Source organism: Pseudoalteromonas sp. KG3 (genome assembly GCF_030436385.1).
Classification (GTDB): domain Bacteria; phylum Pseudomonadota; class Gammaproteobacteria; order Enterobacterales; family Alteromonadaceae; genus Pseudoalteromonas; species Pseudoalteromonas prydzensis.
This window is the reverse complement of sequence record NZ_CP098523.1, coordinates 1,265,462-1,280,404: the sequence shown is the minus strand read 5'-3', so window position 1 is coordinate 1,280,404 and position 14,943 is coordinate 1,265,462. Positions and strand designations below refer to the sequence as shown.

General features: G+C 41.5%; 16 protein-coding genes. 13 read left to right on the top strand and 3 right to left on the bottom strand.

The genetic code is table 11. The features are described from left to right. The first annotated feature begins 10 nt into the window (after positions 1-10). Both NDQ71_RS06145 and NDQ71_RS06140 read left to right on the top strand, forming a co-directional pair. The gene (locus tag NDQ71_RS06145; protein WP_064666556.1) at positions 11-508 is read left to right on the top strand and encodes a chemotaxis protein CheW; all 498 of its coding nucleotides are present in this window, start codon (positions 11-13) and stop codon (positions 506-508) included. A 16-nt stretch (positions 509-524) separates the two neighbouring features. After that, on the top strand, positions 525-929 hold the full coding sequence (locus tag NDQ71_RS06140; protein ID WP_192540934.1) for a DUF2802 domain-containing protein: 405 nt from the start codon (positions 525-527) through the stop codon (positions 927-929). 15 nt (positions 930-944) lie between these two features. Here NDQ71_RS06140 and NDQ71_RS06135 read toward each other — a convergent pair whose 3' ends face one another. Both NDQ71_RS06135 and NDQ71_RS06130 read right to left on the bottom strand, forming a co-directional pair. Further along, positions 945-1,253, bottom strand: coding sequence for an EscU/YscU/HrcU family type III secretion system export apparatus switch protein (locus NDQ71_RS06135; protein ID WP_064666558.1), 309 nt, complete (start codon positions 1,251-1,253; stop codon positions 945-947). Positions 1,254-1,256: 3 nt separating this feature from the next. After that, positions 1,257-3,842 carry a flagellar hook-length control protein FliK gene (locus tag NDQ71_RS06130; protein ID WP_301562417.1) on the bottom strand — a complete coding sequence of 862 codons (2,586 nt, stop codon included), beginning with the start codon at positions 3,840-3,842 and terminating at the stop codon, positions 1,257-1,259. 103 nt (positions 3,843-3,945) lie between these two features. Here NDQ71_RS06130 and ccmA point away from each other — a divergent pair, with 103 nt between their 5' ends. Genes ccmA through NDQ71_RS06080 form a run of 10 tightly spaced genes read left to right on the top strand, consistent with a single transcriptional unit; the run spans position 3,946 to position 11,723 of the window. Further along, on the top strand, positions 3,946-4,566 hold the full coding sequence (gene ccmA, locus NDQ71_RS06125) for a cytochrome c biogenesis heme-transporting ATPase CcmA (RefSeq protein ID WP_192540932.1): 621 nt from the start codon (positions 3,946-3,948) through the stop codon (positions 4,564-4,566). Beyond that, positions 4,566-5,252 carry a heme exporter protein CcmB gene (ccmB, locus tag NDQ71_RS06120; RefSeq protein ID WP_301562416.1) on the top strand — a complete coding sequence of 229 codons (687 nt, stop codon included), beginning with the start codon at positions 4,566-4,568 and terminating at the stop codon, positions 5,250-5,252. Before ccmA ends, ccmB begins: the two co-directional genes overlap by 1 nt. Before the next feature lies 1 nt (position 5,253). Further along, the gene (locus NDQ71_RS06115; protein WP_064666562.1) at positions 5,254-5,991 is read left to right on the top strand and encodes a heme ABC transporter permease; all 738 of its coding nucleotides are present in this window, start codon (positions 5,254-5,256) and stop codon (positions 5,989-5,991) included. Positions 5,992-5,993: 2 nt separating this feature from the next. Further along, complete coding sequence (gene ccmD / locus NDQ71_RS06110) at positions 5,994-6,197, top strand: heme exporter protein CcmD (RefSeq protein ID WP_064666563.1); 204 nt, start codon at positions 5,994-5,996, stop codon at positions 6,195-6,197. Further along, a complete protein-coding gene (gene ccmE, locus NDQ71_RS06105; protein ID WP_192540931.1) occupies positions 6,194-6,673 on the top strand; it encodes a cytochrome c maturation protein CcmE in 480 nt (159 codons plus the stop codon). The genes ccmD and ccmE overlap by 4 nt, the downstream gene beginning before the upstream one ends. A 1-nt stretch (position 6,674) precedes the next feature. Beyond that, positions 6,675-8,642, top strand: a complete 1,968-nt coding sequence (locus tag NDQ71_RS06100) for a heme lyase CcmF/NrfE family subunit (protein WP_301562415.1) — start codon at positions 6,675-6,677, stop codon at positions 8,640-8,642. After that, complete coding sequence (locus tag NDQ71_RS06095) at positions 8,639-9,211, top strand: redoxin family protein (RefSeq protein WP_301562414.1); 573 nt, start codon at positions 8,639-8,641, stop codon at positions 9,209-9,211. The genes NDQ71_RS06100 and NDQ71_RS06095 overlap by 4 nt, the downstream gene beginning before the upstream one ends. After that, positions 9,208-9,669, top strand: coding sequence for a cytochrome c-type biogenesis protein (locus NDQ71_RS06090; protein ID WP_064666567.1), 462 nt, complete (start codon positions 9,208-9,210; stop codon positions 9,667-9,669). Before NDQ71_RS06095 ends, NDQ71_RS06090 begins: the two co-directional genes overlap by 4 nt. Beyond that, positions 9,670-10,980: a c-type cytochrome biogenesis protein CcmI gene (gene ccmI, locus NDQ71_RS06085; protein ID WP_192540927.1), complete on the top strand. Its 1,311-nt coding sequence runs from the start codon at positions 9,670-9,672 to the stop codon at positions 10,978-10,980. Between the two features lie 11 nt (positions 10,981-10,991). Then, entirely contained in the window at positions 10,992-11,723 is a 732-nt protein-coding gene (locus tag NDQ71_RS06080) for a VacJ family lipoprotein (RefSeq protein WP_064666569.1), read from the top strand. Between the two features lie 67 nt (positions 11,724-11,790). Here the strand turns inward: NDQ71_RS06080 and NDQ71_RS06075 are convergent, their stop codons facing one another. Beyond that, on the bottom strand, positions 11,791-13,011 hold the full coding sequence (locus NDQ71_RS06075; RefSeq protein ID WP_301562413.1) for an EAL and HDOD domain-containing protein: 1,221 nt from the start codon (positions 13,009-13,011) through the stop codon (positions 11,791-11,793). 388 nt (positions 13,012-13,399) lie between these two features. On the opposite strand from NDQ71_RS06075, the gene putP reads away from it, so the two are divergent. Then, the gene (gene putP / locus NDQ71_RS06070; protein WP_064666571.1) at positions 13,400-14,914 is read left to right on the top strand and encodes a sodium/proline symporter PutP; all 1,515 of its coding nucleotides are present in this window, start codon (positions 13,400-13,402) and stop codon (positions 14,912-14,914) included. Positions 14,915-14,943: the final 29 nt, after the last annotated feature.

Here is a 14,943-nt window from a genome sequence, read left to right as displayed (position 1 = left end):
GAGTACTAACATGAGTGAACAAAGATTATTATCAACCAGTAAAAATACCGATGGCAACGATGAAGTGCTGCAATGGGTCACCTTTAAGCTGGAATCAGAAACCTACGGCGTAAATGTGATGCAAGTACAAGAGATCTTGCGTTACACAGAGATTGCGCCAGTACCTGGTGCGCCAAGCTATGTATTAGGGATCATTAACTTACGTGGCAACGTTGTAACGGTTATTGATACTCGTGCACGATTTGGTCTAATGTCTGCTGAGGCTACCGATAATTCACGGGTTTTGATCATCGAAGCAGAAGAGCAAGTTATTGGTATTCTTGCAGATAGTGTGGCAGAAGTCGTTTATTTACGCAGCTCTGAAATCGACAGCGCACCAAATATTGGCACTGAAGAAAGTGCTAAATTTATCCAAGGTGTGAGTAACCGCGATGGTGAACTATTGATTTTAGTTGATTTAAATAAATTGCTAAATGATGAAGAGTGGGACGAGCTAAGCGGTTTATAACGCTTACGGAAAAACTATGTTGGTATACTCGTTGTTAGGCGCCTCACTATTACTGTTCTTAGTATGCTTGGGGCTAATTTTCATTAATAATAACAAACATGCTGCCGCGTTAAAAAGTCGGGCGCAGCAACTGCAAGAAGCACAACACCAGCTGAGTATTTTACGCAGCGAAGTTGCTGAAATGCGCACTGGCATGTTAAGTATTGGCAAGCGGTTAGTTGCTGTAGAGCAACGCAATCAGGAGTTAGCGCAATTACAAGATGCGCAGAAGTATGATGATCCTGATGCGAAAATTTATTCACGTGCAGTAAAAATGATTGAGCTAGGCGCGGATCTCGAAGAGATCATTCGTGAATGCGAGTTGCCTCGCGCTGAAGCTGAGTTATTAATGTCGTTACATCATCAAAAAGGCGCGAGTTAGCGCCTTTTTACTTTTCTACGCTTTAATATTTAACTTACCTTGAAAGTCTTGCCAGCCTGGTGGGAATTTTCCCCGCAATACATACGAAAAAGCGATTAACTCAGCAATCACATAATATAATTCTTTGGGGATCTCCTCACCGAGTTCTAAATGCGATAATGTTTTTGCTAAAGCTTCATCTTTGTGGATCAAAATACCTTTTTCTTCCGCCACCTTAATAATGTCTTCTGCCAGCTTGCCAAATCCTTTACTGGCTACTGTTGGTGCGCGGCCCGCTTCGTAAAGTAAGCCAATTGCAGATTTATGTTGAGAACTTTCACTCATAGTCTAAACCTTTATATTAATAATGGCATGGGATTGGTAAAACGCTTGATGCTGTGGCGCGCCTTGACTAAGTGCTAGTTCACCTACCTGTAAGCCATGAGCTGTGAGTTTATGGCGCAGGCTTTCAAGGTGGGGATGCGCCATTGCTGTGACCTCCTGGCTTGATGCAAGCAATTGGCAATCAAGCGCTTTATCCATTAACTCCGCGGTGATCTGCAACTGACCAAGCTCGGCATAATCAAAATTAAGTCGAACAAACCAAACATTTTTTCCTTCGAGTTGATCTTTACTGGGTTTTTTATATTGCCCTAATGATATTTCAGTTTGCGCAGCTTCCGGCGGCAGCCGCATAGGTAATAAAAATTGTACCAGCGGATTTGTATCCGGCTGTTGATTAATAGGAGTGCTGTTTACTTGGCTGATTGCCGTTTTGATTTGGCTGAGCTCCGCAGCCAATGCCTGAGACTGCGGTTGCAGTAAGTGCTCTTGCAGTTTTTGCGAATTAGTCGTTTTAAAATTTGGTACTAATACTTGTAGTAGGGCATCGAGTGAACTCTGACTGTTAAAATTTAAGGCACTAATATTGGCCAAGCTCGGCGTGGCTAAAATACCCACAGCTAAATGCTCTAAGGATTGGCTAAAACTATTTTGCAGTGCGCTCGGGGTTAAGCTTTGTGGGCGTAAAACGCTCAGTATCTCTCGTTGTATGGTTAACGGTTGCAGCGACTGGCTATCAATCATGCGACTAAATGCCTGATTAACTAATCTATTTAAATCAACATTATCACTGACTTTAATGTTTACAAATTTATCGATTTGCGCCGCAACTTGCTGCCTATCACTGGCTGTGCTGGTGTTAAAATTAGGCAACGGTTTTTCGTGAGGCGTTTTTAGTAGCGACGCCAGTAATTTGGCTTCCAGTGGTAAGCTTAACTGACTGATTGGCAAATCTGTTGTAAGCGGCCCTTTTAATGGCGTGGGTAATGAAAGTGCTACAAATTGCTCTGTTTTGTTAGTGCTCACTTTAGCTGTGGCTTCAAGCAGTGTTTGTCGTCCGTCATTTTTTTGGAGGCTTTGACCAGCAACAGCGTTTTTTACTGTTTTTGCGAGAGCTTCGCCGTGGTTAGTCGCTGTGTCAATAGCTTTACTGTCACTGCTTAGGTTTAAGTTAGATAGTAAAGGGCCGGCTTGTTGCTGTTTTTGTGCTGATGTAGCAGCACTATTTTGTGGATTAACTGCTGGTGTATTTTTATGTACTTGTTCAATCAGTGCCGTTTTGCTTGGCGGTAGTTTAGCTGCTACTGCTACGGGTAATGGTGTTGGTTGTGTAATGCTGGCTAAGCCCGCTTTTAATTGTTGTAGCAGCTGCACTAATGGCGGGGATTGATGAAAGTGTTTAGGTAATGATGTCGCTTTACTAATATCTGCTTGCAATGGCAGGGTGTGATTGACTGCCAGTGCCGCCAGATTTATTCGGGTTAACGATGTTGGTAATACGCTTTGTGCCGTTGGCAGGGCTTGCGTTAGCTGCTTAGCTGATGTTGCGTTACTCGGCTTAGTGCTAGTTAGGTTATGCTGACTAAATGGTTTACTTTCAAAGTAGCGTACTGCATCGTTGATACGGGTTTTTAAATCGGCGAAACTGTGTTGTAGCCAAGAGCTAATCGGACTGCTACTGACCAGCAATGGACTAGCTGGTGTAGCAGGCAAATTTACAGGAGTTGACTGTTGGCTTTTCTGGACCAGTGACTGAAAAGTATTGGCGAGTGAATTTTTTAGTAACAAAGCCATTTTAGGCAGTTGAGTTTTAATTATAAGTTGTTCATTAACTGCTATAAGCTGCACTTTTTGTGCAACTGTACTGGCTTGGTTTTGGGGAGCAAGTTGATGATTAGCAGGGGGCTGAACAGCGAGCTTTATATTCCCGTTATAATTATTAAAATTCAGGGTGATGGTATTTTTATCTAATTGTAGTTGCCCTTGCGGCACTAGCTTGCTTAACCAAAGCGCAAGTTTTGCTTGGCTGATTGGTTGTTGATGCAAGGTATCTGCAAACTGGTTAATGATGTTCAATGTAAAGTTACCACTGTTTGGGGTGATAACGGCTTTTAGTCCCGCTTCGTTATGTAATAGTTGAGCAAGCTCTTTGTTAACCGGAATACTGGCGTTTAATTGGTCTAACAGTAATTTTGCAGCAGGCTGCAGAATAACCTGTACTGATAATGGTTTATTGTTGAGCTGATCACCGCTGTTAATAAAATTCAAAATACTTTGCAATTGAGTTGTTTGGCGTAGGCTTATATCAGTTTGTGTTGGCAAAATAGTCAGTTGCTTACCATCATGACTAAGCTGAATATCCGCACTGGCAATTTTTGCCGGAGGAGTTTGCGACTGTGTGGTGGCTAAGCGTAACGTTTGCCAATGTTTATCAACATACACTTCCATTTGCACTGAGCCTTTCGCAAAGACAATATTTTTGGCGCTAAGCGTTTGCTCGCTCAGGACTGGTATTTGCTGTCCCGCGCCATTGTGCGACGAATGACTGACAGAAAGCGAATTGGCTAATGTTATCTGTGTCGGTTTATTCATTATTTTGAATCAAGTTTTTCATTAATCGGTGTAAAGCATTATTCGTATTACCCTATCATTATGCTAGACTAACGCCTAATTTTGGGTATAGAGAATCATCATCTTGTTACACATTAAGTCCGTCACCTGCATCAAGCAAGACCGTTGTTTATTTGCGGATCTTAATTTCCGCTTGAAATCCGGTCAAATCATGCAATTAGCAGGCCCAAACGGGGCTGGTAAAACATCATTATTACGTATAATTGCGGGTTTTTCTGCGCCTGATGAAGGGCAAGTGATGTGGCAAGGTGAATCGATTGCAAAAAATTATGATGAGTTTGCCCGCGAGTTGTTGTTTATCGGTCATAAAACCGGCGTAAATAATCAACTTAGTGCAATTGAAAATCTGCGCTTTTGGTTACAAATACAAGGTTACGACACAGATCAAGAACTGTACTCATTACTGGCTAAAATCGGCTTGGTTGGTCTTGAAGATGTGCCTGTACGCACTTTATCCGCTGGGCAACAACGTCGTGTTGCATTGATTAGGCTATGGCTTAATGATGCGAAGTTATGGGTACTTGATGAACCTTTTACAGCGCTAGATAAAGCCGGTGTTGCCTTTTTGCAGCAACGTTTTTTAACTCACCTTGAGCAAGGTGGGGCGATTTTATTAACCACCCATCAAGACTTAACTACCCACTTTGCACAGTTACAAACCGTGACTTTGGAGTACCGACACTGATGTTACGCCAACATTCATATTGGCAGCTATTTAGTGCCGTTTGTAAAAAAGACGTACAGTTGGCCTTTCGTCAGCGTGCTGAAATTGTTAATCCCATTTTGTTCTTTTTGATTGTAATCACTTTATTCCCGTTAGCGATAGGTCCAGAGCCCGGTCTACTTGCTCGAATGGCACCCGGTATTATTTGGGTCGCTGCGTTACTATCAACCATGTTAGGGTTAGATAAGCTATTTCGTGATGATTTTAATGATGGTAGTTTAGAGCAACTCATTGCTTCGTCATACCCATTACCGCTAACAGTGCTTGGCAAAGTTGTCGCTCATTGGTTGATTACTGGTTTGCCATTGGTATTAATGACACCGCTTTTTGCACTGTTATTAAACCTAGACAATCAAGCATTAGTCGCAACTGTGCTTACTTTATTATTAGGTACACCATTATTGAGTTTTATCGGCGCAATTGGCGCTGGTCTTACCGTGGGGTTACAAAAAGGGGGCATTTTAATGAGCCTATTGGTTCTACCTTTATATATCCCGGTTCTAATTTTTGCAACGTCCGCTATTGATACCAGCACTATGTCGCTGGATTATAGTGGTCAGCTTGCTATCCTTGGTGCGATGCTCGTCATTGCTATTATCAGCGCACCAATTGCCATATCGTCAGCATTGAAAGTGAGTGTAAGTTAATATGTGGAAGTGGTTACATCCCTACGCTAAAGCAGATCGTGCATATCAATTATGCAATACGTTACTGCCCTATTTTGCCGTGATAACGGTTGTCTGTATGCTCGTTGGTTGGGTCTGGGGGTTAGCCTATGCGCCTGCCGACTATCAGCAAAAAGACAGTTATCGCATTATTTTCATTCATGTTCCTTCAGCTATTTTGTCGATGGGGGCTTATTCATCCATGGCTATTGCGGCAGTGATCGCTTTAGTATGGCAATTACGTAATGCAGAGTTAGCTGTGATTGCAATTGCTCCAGTTGGTGCGTGTGTGACGGCTATTGCACTAATTACTGGCGCTGCATGGGGCAAACCTATGTGGGGTGCATGGTGGGTATGGGATGCTCGGCTTACCTCTGAGCTCATTCTATTATTTTTATACTTAGGAGTGTTGTCTTTATATCACGCCTTTGAAGATAAAAAAGCAGCGGGTCGTGCTGCATCTATTTTGGCTATTGTCGGGGTGATTAACCTGCCAATTATCCATTTTTCGGTTGAGTGGTGGAACACCCTGCATCAAGGTGCCACTATCACTAAGTTTGACACGAAAGCCATTGATTCCAGTATGTTTTGGCCATTAATGGTAAATATAGTCGCCTTTGCTGGTTTCGTTGGCACGGTGACGTTGATGCGTCTTAAAAATGAAATTTTACAACGTGAGAAGCACCGCCCTTGGGTGCGTCAGTTGTTAAATAGGGGCTAGTTATGCAGTTTGATTCTTTTTCTGATTTTATTGCCATGGGCGGTTACGGTTTTTATGTATGGCTCTCTTTTGGCACATGTGCACTGATTTTATTAGGTATTTTAGTTAGTTCTTTAAATGATACCAAGCGCATTATGGCTTCTGTACAGCAACAAGCTGATCGAGAAGCACGTATTCAGCAGGCTAAACAGGAGCAACAACTATGAATCCAAGACGCAAAAAACGTCTGTTAGCTGTAACAGCCATTGTATTTGGTGTTGGGGCGACAATTGGGTTAGTGCTGTATGCGCTACAAGAGAACATTAATTTATTTTATACCCCGAGTGAATTAGTCGAAGGTAAAGGTCCAAATAAAGAAAAACCGCATATTGGTCAAAAACTGCGTATTGGTGGCATGGTGGTGCCGGGCTCTGTGATCAGAGATGAATCGAGCTTACAAGTGAGCTTTAAGTTAATTGATACGGGCCCTTTAGTGACAATTAAATACCAAGGTATTTTGCCTGATTTATTTCGTGAGGGACAAGGGATTGTGGCGCAAGGGGTGTTGGTTGAACCGAATGTCATAGAAGCGTTTGAAGTGTTGGCAAAGCATGATGAAGAATACATGCCAGCTGAAGTTGCTGAAGCGGTAAAGGGGATCAAACATGAAAAACCTAAATATAACTTAGAAAGTGGCAATTAAGATGATCCCAGAAATCGGTTATTTTTCCCTAACACTGGCCATGGTGCTGAGTGTTTTATTGTGTATTTTTCCTTTATGGGGCGCACACACTGGCAATTTACGACTAATGCGCGCAGCGCCTTCATTAGCTGTTGGCCAGTTTATATTTGTGCTGTTGTCATTCGCAGCCCTTATTTACGCAAGTTTAACGGATGATTTTACCGTCGCATATGTGGCCTATCATTCAAGTAGTACTTTACCTTGGTATTATAAAATCACTTCAACTTGGGGCGGTCATGAAGGCGCTATTTTGTTGTGGTTAGTGATGCAAGCAGGTTGGACTGCGGTTGTTGCTGTGCGTTCTAATTCACTGCCTTGGATATTACGAGCAAGGGTATTAGGTGTGTTAGGCTTTTTAGGGGTTGGCTTTATGCTTTATACCCTGTGGATGTCAAACCCGTTTGAATTATTGTTACCGTATTTTCCTGTAGAGGGTCGCGATCTCAACCCGTTATTGCAAGATCCAGGCATGATCATTCATCCCCCTTTGCTGTATATGGGCTATGTGGGACTATCAGTATCATTCTCATTTGCTATTGCCGCGCTATTAACCGGCAAGCTTGATAATACTTGGGCTAAATGGTCGCGTCCATGGACCATGACTGCATGGGGCTTTTTAACCTTAGGCATTACAATTGGTAGCTGGTGGGCTTATTCTGAGCTTGGCTGGGGCGGTTGGTGGTTCTGGGATCCAGTTGAAAACGCATCACTCATGCCATGGCTCGTGGCAACGGCATTATTACACTCATTGTCGGTAACTGAAAAACGCGGCGTGTTTAAATCTTGGACTGTGCTACTTGCTATCGCGGCGTTTTCATTAAGCTTGCTGGGCACCTTTATTGTGCGCTCTGGCATTATTGTGTCGGTACATGCTTTTGCGACAGACCCTGATCGTGGGTTATTTATCTTGGCATTCTTAGCTATCGTCGTCGGTGGCGCATTAACTCTATACGCTTTTAGAGTGTCGCAAGTGCGCAGTGAAGGACGCTATAAGCTGGTATCACGTGAAGTGGCATTATGGCTTAATAATATATTTTTAGTGGTGGCTACATTTATAGTGTTACTAGGTACTCTATTACCTATGGTGCATAAAGAAATGGGCTTAGGCAGTATCTCGATTGGCGAACCGTTTTTTAATAAAATGTTTGCCATTCTTTTGGTACCATTTGCCATTTTAATGGGTATTGGACCTTTATTACGTTGGAAGCAAAATAAGTGGTCTTTTCTGCAAAATAAATTACTTATTGCTGCGCTAATGAGCGTTGTTTTCACAGCAGCTTGGTTGTATTCAAGTTATGCCGTTGTTGCACCTTTAACGTTATTAGCAACCACACTGGCAGTATGGATTATCATGACAACCGCTGTTGACCTATACGTAAAAGCAACCGTGCAAACTAATTTTAGCCAAGGTCTGAAACGTTTAGGGCTGAGCTATTGGGCAATGGTGTTAGGGCACGTTGGTATCGCCTTTGTTATTGCGGGCGTTACGTTAACCTCGGCATACTCTGTTGAGCGTGATGTCTCAATGAAATCAGGTGAGATCGTGCAGTTAAATCAATATCAGTATCGTTTTGAGGGTGTTAACAACATACGTGGGGCTAACTACAGCGGCCATGCGGGAGAAGTTAGCGTACTTAAAAATGAAAAACTAGTGACCGTATTACATGCTGAAAAGCGTCGTTATGATATTGGTATGCAATTTATGACTGAAGCGGCAATTGATGCCGGTTTTACTCGCGATTTATATTTGGCGCTAGGTGAGCAGTTAAGTAACGGTGGCTGGTCACTGCGAATTTACCATAAGCCCTATGTACGTTGGATGTGGATTGGTGGTGTGTTGATTTCACTCGCTGGCTTTATGATTTTGGGTGATAGACGCTATCGCACCAGCAAAAAGAAGTCTAATAAATCAAAGGAGCAGTTAGTATGAATCGCAAATTATTAGCGCTGCTCCCCCTGCTGGCATTTGCTTTAGTGTGTGTGTTTTTATTCCAAGGCTTGTTTTCTAATCCACGAGAAATTCAAACTGGTCGTTTAGGTCAGCCGATGCCGACCTTCGATTTACCTGATTTAATGCAGGATTCAAAGCGTTGGCAGGATAGCCAATTAAAAGGCGATGTTTACCTACTTAATGTATGGGGTACTTGGTGTCCTACTTGTTTAGCTGAATTAGATTATTTAACCAAACTGCGAGAGCAAGGCGTTAAAATTATCGGGCTTTACTATGTACAAAGTTATGACGCTGATTTTGACGGTGAATTTGATTTGCCAGCGCTGCGTGAAGAAGTTAAATCAATGCTAAGTCGTGCAGGTGATCCGTATCAGTTTAATATTCTTGATTTACACCGTACTTTATCCCTTGACTTAGGTGTGTCGGGGGCGCCGGAGACTTTTTTAGTGGACAGTAAAGGCACTATTTTATTGCATCATACCGGTGATATAAACCCGCGAGTTTGGCGTGCTAAATTTGCGCCCTTAATGCAGGAGTTACAGCCATGAAATATTGTTTAGTTGTATTGTTCATGTTTATCAGTGGCGCTGCTATGGCTGAGCAAGACCGTTATCAGTTTGATAATAATCAACAAGCACAGCGTTTTTCAGAGTTGACCAAAGAATTACGTTGCCCTAAATGTCAAAATCAAAATATTGCTGATTCTGATGCTGTGGTTGCTAAAGATCTCCGTGAAAAAGTACTGGCTTTAGTGAAAGAAGGCAAATCGAAAGACGATGTTATTGAATATATGATTGACCGTTATGGTTACTTTGTTCATTACGATCCGCCGGTTACGCCAGCAACACTAGTGCTGTGGGTATTACCTGTGTTGATTGTGATATTTGGCTTTGGTTTTATTATTTTTCGCCAGCGAAAAGCGGCGGTTAAACAAACATGGAGTGAGCAAGATGAGGCGCTATTAGCCAAACTCATTGCTCAAAATGAACGTCAGGAGCAGATTTAAATGATACTAATGTGGGTTGCTTTTGCAGTATTAACCTTATTAGCTATGGCGTTTGTAGCTCTGCCTTTTTTGAGTAAAGAGCGCGTACAAGGCCTCACTTATAATGCTAACTCAGAGCTTATTGCTATTTTCCATCAGCGCCTTGGTGAGTTGGCGAATGATTTGGCTGAACAGCGTATCGATCAAGTTAACCATGATGAATCAGTGGTTGAACTTAAACGACGTTTACTTAATGAGTTATCACCTGAAAAGTCGCTGATGAGTAAAGGTAATAACCGTATTTTTGCATTAACAGGCTGTGCCTTTTTGGTGGCCTTTACAGTGATATTTTATACAGCGACGGGCTCTCAACAACAATTGCAGAATTGGCAAAGCGCGATGGATAATTTACCTGCCTATGGTGAGCGCGCGGTGATGCAACAAGGTGAGCCTTTAACTCAAAATGAATTACAGGCGTTTGCGTTAGGGTTACGTACTAAACTTGCTCAAAGTGGTGATGATAAAGTGGCGTGGATGTTACTTGGTCGAGTCGCTATGTCGCTAAACGAATACGATATGGCACAACAATCATTTGATAAAGTATTGCGTCTGGATCCTGACAACCTCCCTGTATTGATAAGTTATAGCCAAGTGTTATTACTTGAGGGAAGTGATGCGAATATGACCCGTGCCGCAGGTATGCTTTCTAAAGTACTTAAAGATGATCCAACTAACCTTGATGCAATTTCATTATTGGCGTTAATTGCCTACGAGCGGCACGATTGGCTACAAGCAAAAGCTGCTTTTGAAGTATTGTTAAAGAGTATGGATAAGGAAGACTCACGTTATAGTATGATTGCTCAGCGGATCTCTGAAATTGAGCAAAATATAAGTGCTGAGAATGAGCAACAAAATAGCCAACTTACACCCGTTGCAACAGCGCAGCAGGGCAGTAATGCTAACGCCTCAAACAACCCTGCAGCACCATCAGCAATTAACGTTACTATTAAGCTTGCACCAGACTTAGTGGATAAGTTACCAGCTCAAGGTACCTTGTTTGTATTTGCAAAAGCAGCCAATGGCCCGCCAATGCCATTGGCAGTGGTTAAATTGACAGACTATCGTTTTCCAATTGAAGTGCAACTAAGTGATAGTAATGCCATGGTTGCAGGTTTAACACTTTCAAGTGTAGAGCAAATCATTTTAACCGCGCGTATTTCAAAAGATGCCTCGGTAATGCCTGCAACGGGTGAGTTAGAAGGACGTTCTGACGTCTTAGAGCGTAGCCAAACTCAAGCTTATGAGTTACTTATCAATGAATTAATACCTTAAAAGGACCAAAGATGTTAAGACAGAGCTTTGTTTTATTAGGTTTACTTGTACTTGCAGGATGCGCGCAAGTTCCTGATGAAAAAATAGATGAGCGGGATCCATTACAATCCTTTAACCGCCCAATGTACGATTTTAATATGGATGTACTTGATGCATATGTATTACGTCCAGTTGCTGTTGGTTATGTAGCGGTCACGCCGACACCGGTTCGTCGCAGTGTGGTCAATTTTACTGATAACATTAGTGCGCCAACCGATGTCATTAATGCTACTTTACAAGGTAAGGCTGGTAATGCAGGAATTAGTGTTGCGCGGTTTTTAGTTAATTCAACGGTCGGTATTTTTGGCTTGTTTGATGTGGCTACATCACTTGGTTTAAATATTGTTGATGAAGACTTTGGCCAAACTCTGGGGGTATGGGGAATTGGCGATGGGGCTTATTTAATGCTACCCGGCATGGGACCTTCAACAGCTCGTAACCTAACCGGTGATGTGGTTGATAATTTTGTGCTACCTGAGATAGCCCTAACAACACCACAAACGGTACTCGTTTTTGCATTGAAGGCTGTTGAGGCGCGCGCTTCATTAATTCCACAAGAAAGCTTATTAAATGAATCGCTTGATCCGTATATTTTTATGAAAGACATTTATTTTCAACGTCAACTCTATGAACTACATGACGGTAATCCACCGATTGAGGAAGAGCCTGAAGATTTCGATGAAGACTTTTTAGAAAGCCTTTAATTTTCCGTACAGAATAAACAAAATGCCAGCATCTAAGCTGGCATTTTTGTTATTTTAAAGCGGACTATTAACCCAGTACTTTCATTTGCTCATTCGCCCAATGAACGGCGTCATGGTAGGCTCCGGGCACTTTTTCAGCAGCTAAGCCTAACTCATCTTGAATTGCATTCGCGCCTTGCCAGTTAGCTTGCTCATACAGTTTTACTAAGCGTAGATATTGCGCCAGCAAACCTTCATCATCAACTAAGGCTAACTTGATATCATTTGATAATGGCAGTTTTTTCATGACACCAGCCATATCTTCATCAAGTATGGCATCCATTAATGACATCATCCCGGTCAGAAAAGCCATCCCAGTATCTTTGAGTTTATTATGGTTAATAGCCAGCAATTCAGTAAAACGTGCTCTGGTTAACGAAAGGCGAATTAACTCAGCCGGTTTATCACCAGCAACTTGAGCGGCAAATAATAACGATAAAAACTTTTTAATTTCCTCTGCACCTAACACAATAAGCGCTTGCTTGATGGTGCTGATCTCCGCTCTGCGTTTAAATGCTGCTGAATTACTGTATCGTAATAATTTATAAGAAAGATTTACATCTCGTTCAAATACTTCGGTAATTTTCTTTAAATTAACTTCAACAGCTGATGTCTCATACAGTAGCTCAGCTAAGGCAATTTCGGAAGGTGGCAGGGTTTTGCTTTGCACCATTTCTGGTTTTGAAAAGAAAAACCCTTGAAAGTAAGCAAAACCTAGATCTAAAGCTAATTGGTATTTTTCATAGGTTTCTACTTTTTCAGCTAATAACTTTATATGCGGATAAGGCTTAACTTCCTCAATAATGGTATGGATAGTGTCCAGTTCGCAACTGAGAAAATCTATTTTTATAATATCAATAAAGGGATAAAAGTGACGCCACACAGGCTGATGAATATAATCATCCAATGCTAATGTGTAGCCTTTTTCTTTTAATTCTTTGACGATTGCTAATAAGCGCTTACCAGGTTGAATTGTTTCGAGTATTTCAACGACAATTTGGTCTTTACCCAGCAGTGTTGGGTAGCCTTTTTGCAATGTTTCCAGAGTAAAGTTGATATACGCTGGCTTGTTATCGGTGAGATCTTCTAAGCCAAAATTAAATTGACTGCCTTCAATCAATCGCGTGGTTGCTTCATCACCATCAATATCTGGGAATACATTATCAACGCCGTCACGAAAGAGTAACTCATAACCTACGAGTTGTTTGTTTCGGTCTAAAATTGGTTGGCGTGCAGCATAAAAATACATAAACAATGGATCCACATCAGTTAAACGAGTTCTTGGGCAATATAAGGTAAAACAACATAAATAGCATTAACTATATTTGCAATATAAATACTAAAGTATTGATTATTTGAGAAATCATTGATCTAATCCTAGGGTAATTAAGCATTAATTACCATATTCAAGTATGAAATTGTTTTCAACGCGTAAAAACAACTTTACCTCAAATAGTTGCGTGGTTACCTCTGTAATTGGAGTTATTCACCCTTGGCATGCTATAGTCAACTTCTAGGATGGTTTTTACACCAATAATGACTTTGTATCGTATTGATTTAATACTGGTTTGTGAGTCATTATTAGGATTAAAAGCCAGATTTTAACTTCAGAATTGGAGGCGAGTTTGGAAACTGGAATGATTATTTCTTTAGCTGCGTATTTTATCGTAATGCTAGGTATTGGTTTATATGCATATAAGCAATCTACCGCCGACGTATCTGGTTATATGCTGGGTGGAAGAAGTTTATCTCCAGCAGTTGCGGCGTTATCTGCCGGCGCATCGGACATGAGTGGTTGGCTACTGATGGGTTTACCAGGTGCAATGTATCTATTTGGTTTAAGTAAAGTGTGGATTGCTATTGGTTTGGTACTAGGTGCTTGGGCCAACTACTTTTTAGTCGCACCACGACTGCGTGTTTACACTGAAAAAGCAAACGATTCAATTACCATCCCTGATTATTTTGCTAACCGTTTTGCTGATAATAAAAATATATTACGGGTGATCTCGGCAATTGTAATTATTGTGTTCTTTACACTTTATACCTCATCGGGGGTTGTTGCCGGTGGGAAATTATTCGAAAACTCGTTCCAAATGAGTTATGAAACAGGGTTATACGTTACGACGGGAGTTGTTGTACTTTATACTTTGTTTGGTGGCTTTTTAGCGGTTAGTTTGACGGACTTTGTGCAAGGCTGCATTATGTTTATCTCCTTGCTAGCGGTCCCTATTGTAACATATACGATGTTAGATCAACCTGTTATGGATACATTGGCTAACGCACGTTATGATCTCTTATTGAGTTCGCCCAAAGAGAGTGAGATCCACGCACTTAATATGCTTGATTGGTTTGCCGGCGGCTCTACCATCGCGATTATTTCTGCGATGGCATGGGGCTTAGGTTATTTCGGACAACCGCATATTATCGTTCGTTTTATGTCAGTTCGATCTGTTAAAGATATGCCAACTATGCGTCGTATTGGTATGTCGTGGATGACACTTTCGGCAATTGGTGCAGTGCTAACTGGATTATTTGGTGCCGCATACATGATTGAAAACCAAATGCTGATTGATGATAAAGAAACAATCTTTTTAGTGTTATCTGAATTAGTATTCCATCCGTTAATTGCAGGCTTTTTACTTGCCGCTATTTTAGCTGCGATTATGAGTACTATTTCGTCGCAGCTATTAGTTTGCTCAAGCTCACTAACTGAAGACTTTTACAAAATCTATTTAAATCGCAGTGCCTCACAAACAGAATTGGTTTTAGTCGGTCGAATTAGTGTATTGCTAGTGGCATTATTTGCTATTTACTTAGCGTATGATCGCGATAGTTCGATTTTAGATTTGGTTAGTAATGCATGGGCTGGTTTTGGTGCTGCATTTGGGCCATTAGTATTATTAAGCTTATATTGGAAGCGCATGAATCTACAAGGTGCGATCAGCGGTATGGTTGTCGGTGCTGGTACTGTGTTGGTGTGGATATATGCGCCAATAACCATTAATGGTGAGACTCTTAGCAGTCTTATTTATGAAATTATACCGGGCTTTATTTTATCAAGTATCGCAATTGTAGTGGTGAGTTTATCAACACCACCTCCGAGTAAAGAGATCACGCAGTTATTTGATGAAGTTGAGGGCTCGTTGAGCTAATAGACCAACAAAAAAGGAGCTTTAATAAG

Coding starts and splice junctions, on each gene's coding strand:
- NDQ71_RS06145 (WP_064666556.1), top strand. CDS start 11: ATGAGTGAACAAAGATTATTATCAACCAGTAAAAATACCGATGGCAAC.
- NDQ71_RS06140 (WP_192540934.1), top strand. CDS start 525: ATGTTGGTATACTCGTTGTTAGGCGCCTCACTATTACTGTTCTTAGTA.
- NDQ71_RS06135 (WP_064666558.1), bottom strand. CDS start 1,253: ATGAGTGAAAGTTCTCAACATAAATCTGCAATTGGCTTACTTTACGAA.
- NDQ71_RS06130 (WP_301562417.1), bottom strand. CDS start 3,842: ATGAATAAACCGACACAGATAACATTAGCCAATTCGCTTTCTGTCAGT.
- ccmB (WP_301562416.1), top strand. CDS start 4,566: ATGTTACGCCAACATTCATATTGGCAGCTATTTAGTGCCGTTTGTAAA.
- NDQ71_RS06115 (WP_064666562.1), top strand. CDS start 5,254: ATGTGGAAGTGGTTACATCCCTACGCTAAAGCAGATCGTGCATATCAA.
- ccmD (WP_064666563.1), top strand. CDS start 5,994: ATGCAGTTTGATTCTTTTTCTGATTTTATTGCCATGGGCGGTTACGGT.
- ccmE (WP_192540931.1), top strand. CDS start 6,194: ATGAATCCAAGACGCAAAAAACGTCTGTTAGCTGTAACAGCCATTGTA.
- NDQ71_RS06100 (WP_301562415.1), top strand. CDS start 6,675: ATGATCCCAGAAATCGGTTATTTTTCCCTAACACTGGCCATGGTGCTG.
- NDQ71_RS06095 (WP_301562414.1), top strand. CDS start 8,639: ATGAATCGCAAATTATTAGCGCTGCTCCCCCTGCTGGCATTTGCTTTA.
- NDQ71_RS06090 (WP_064666567.1), top strand. CDS start 9,208: ATGAAATATTGTTTAGTTGTATTGTTCATGTTTATCAGTGGCGCTGCT.
- ccmI (WP_192540927.1), top strand. CDS start 9,670: ATGATACTAATGTGGGTTGCTTTTGCAGTATTAACCTTATTAGCTATG.
- NDQ71_RS06080 (WP_064666569.1), top strand. CDS start 10,992: ATGTTAAGACAGAGCTTTGTTTTATTAGGTTTACTTGTACTTGCAGGA.
- NDQ71_RS06075 (WP_301562413.1), bottom strand. CDS start 13,011: ATGTATTTTTATGCTGCACGCCAACCAATTTTAGACCGAAACAAACAA.
- putP (WP_064666571.1), top strand. CDS start 13,400: ATGATTATTTCTTTAGCTGCGTATTTTATCGTAATGCTAGGTATTGGT.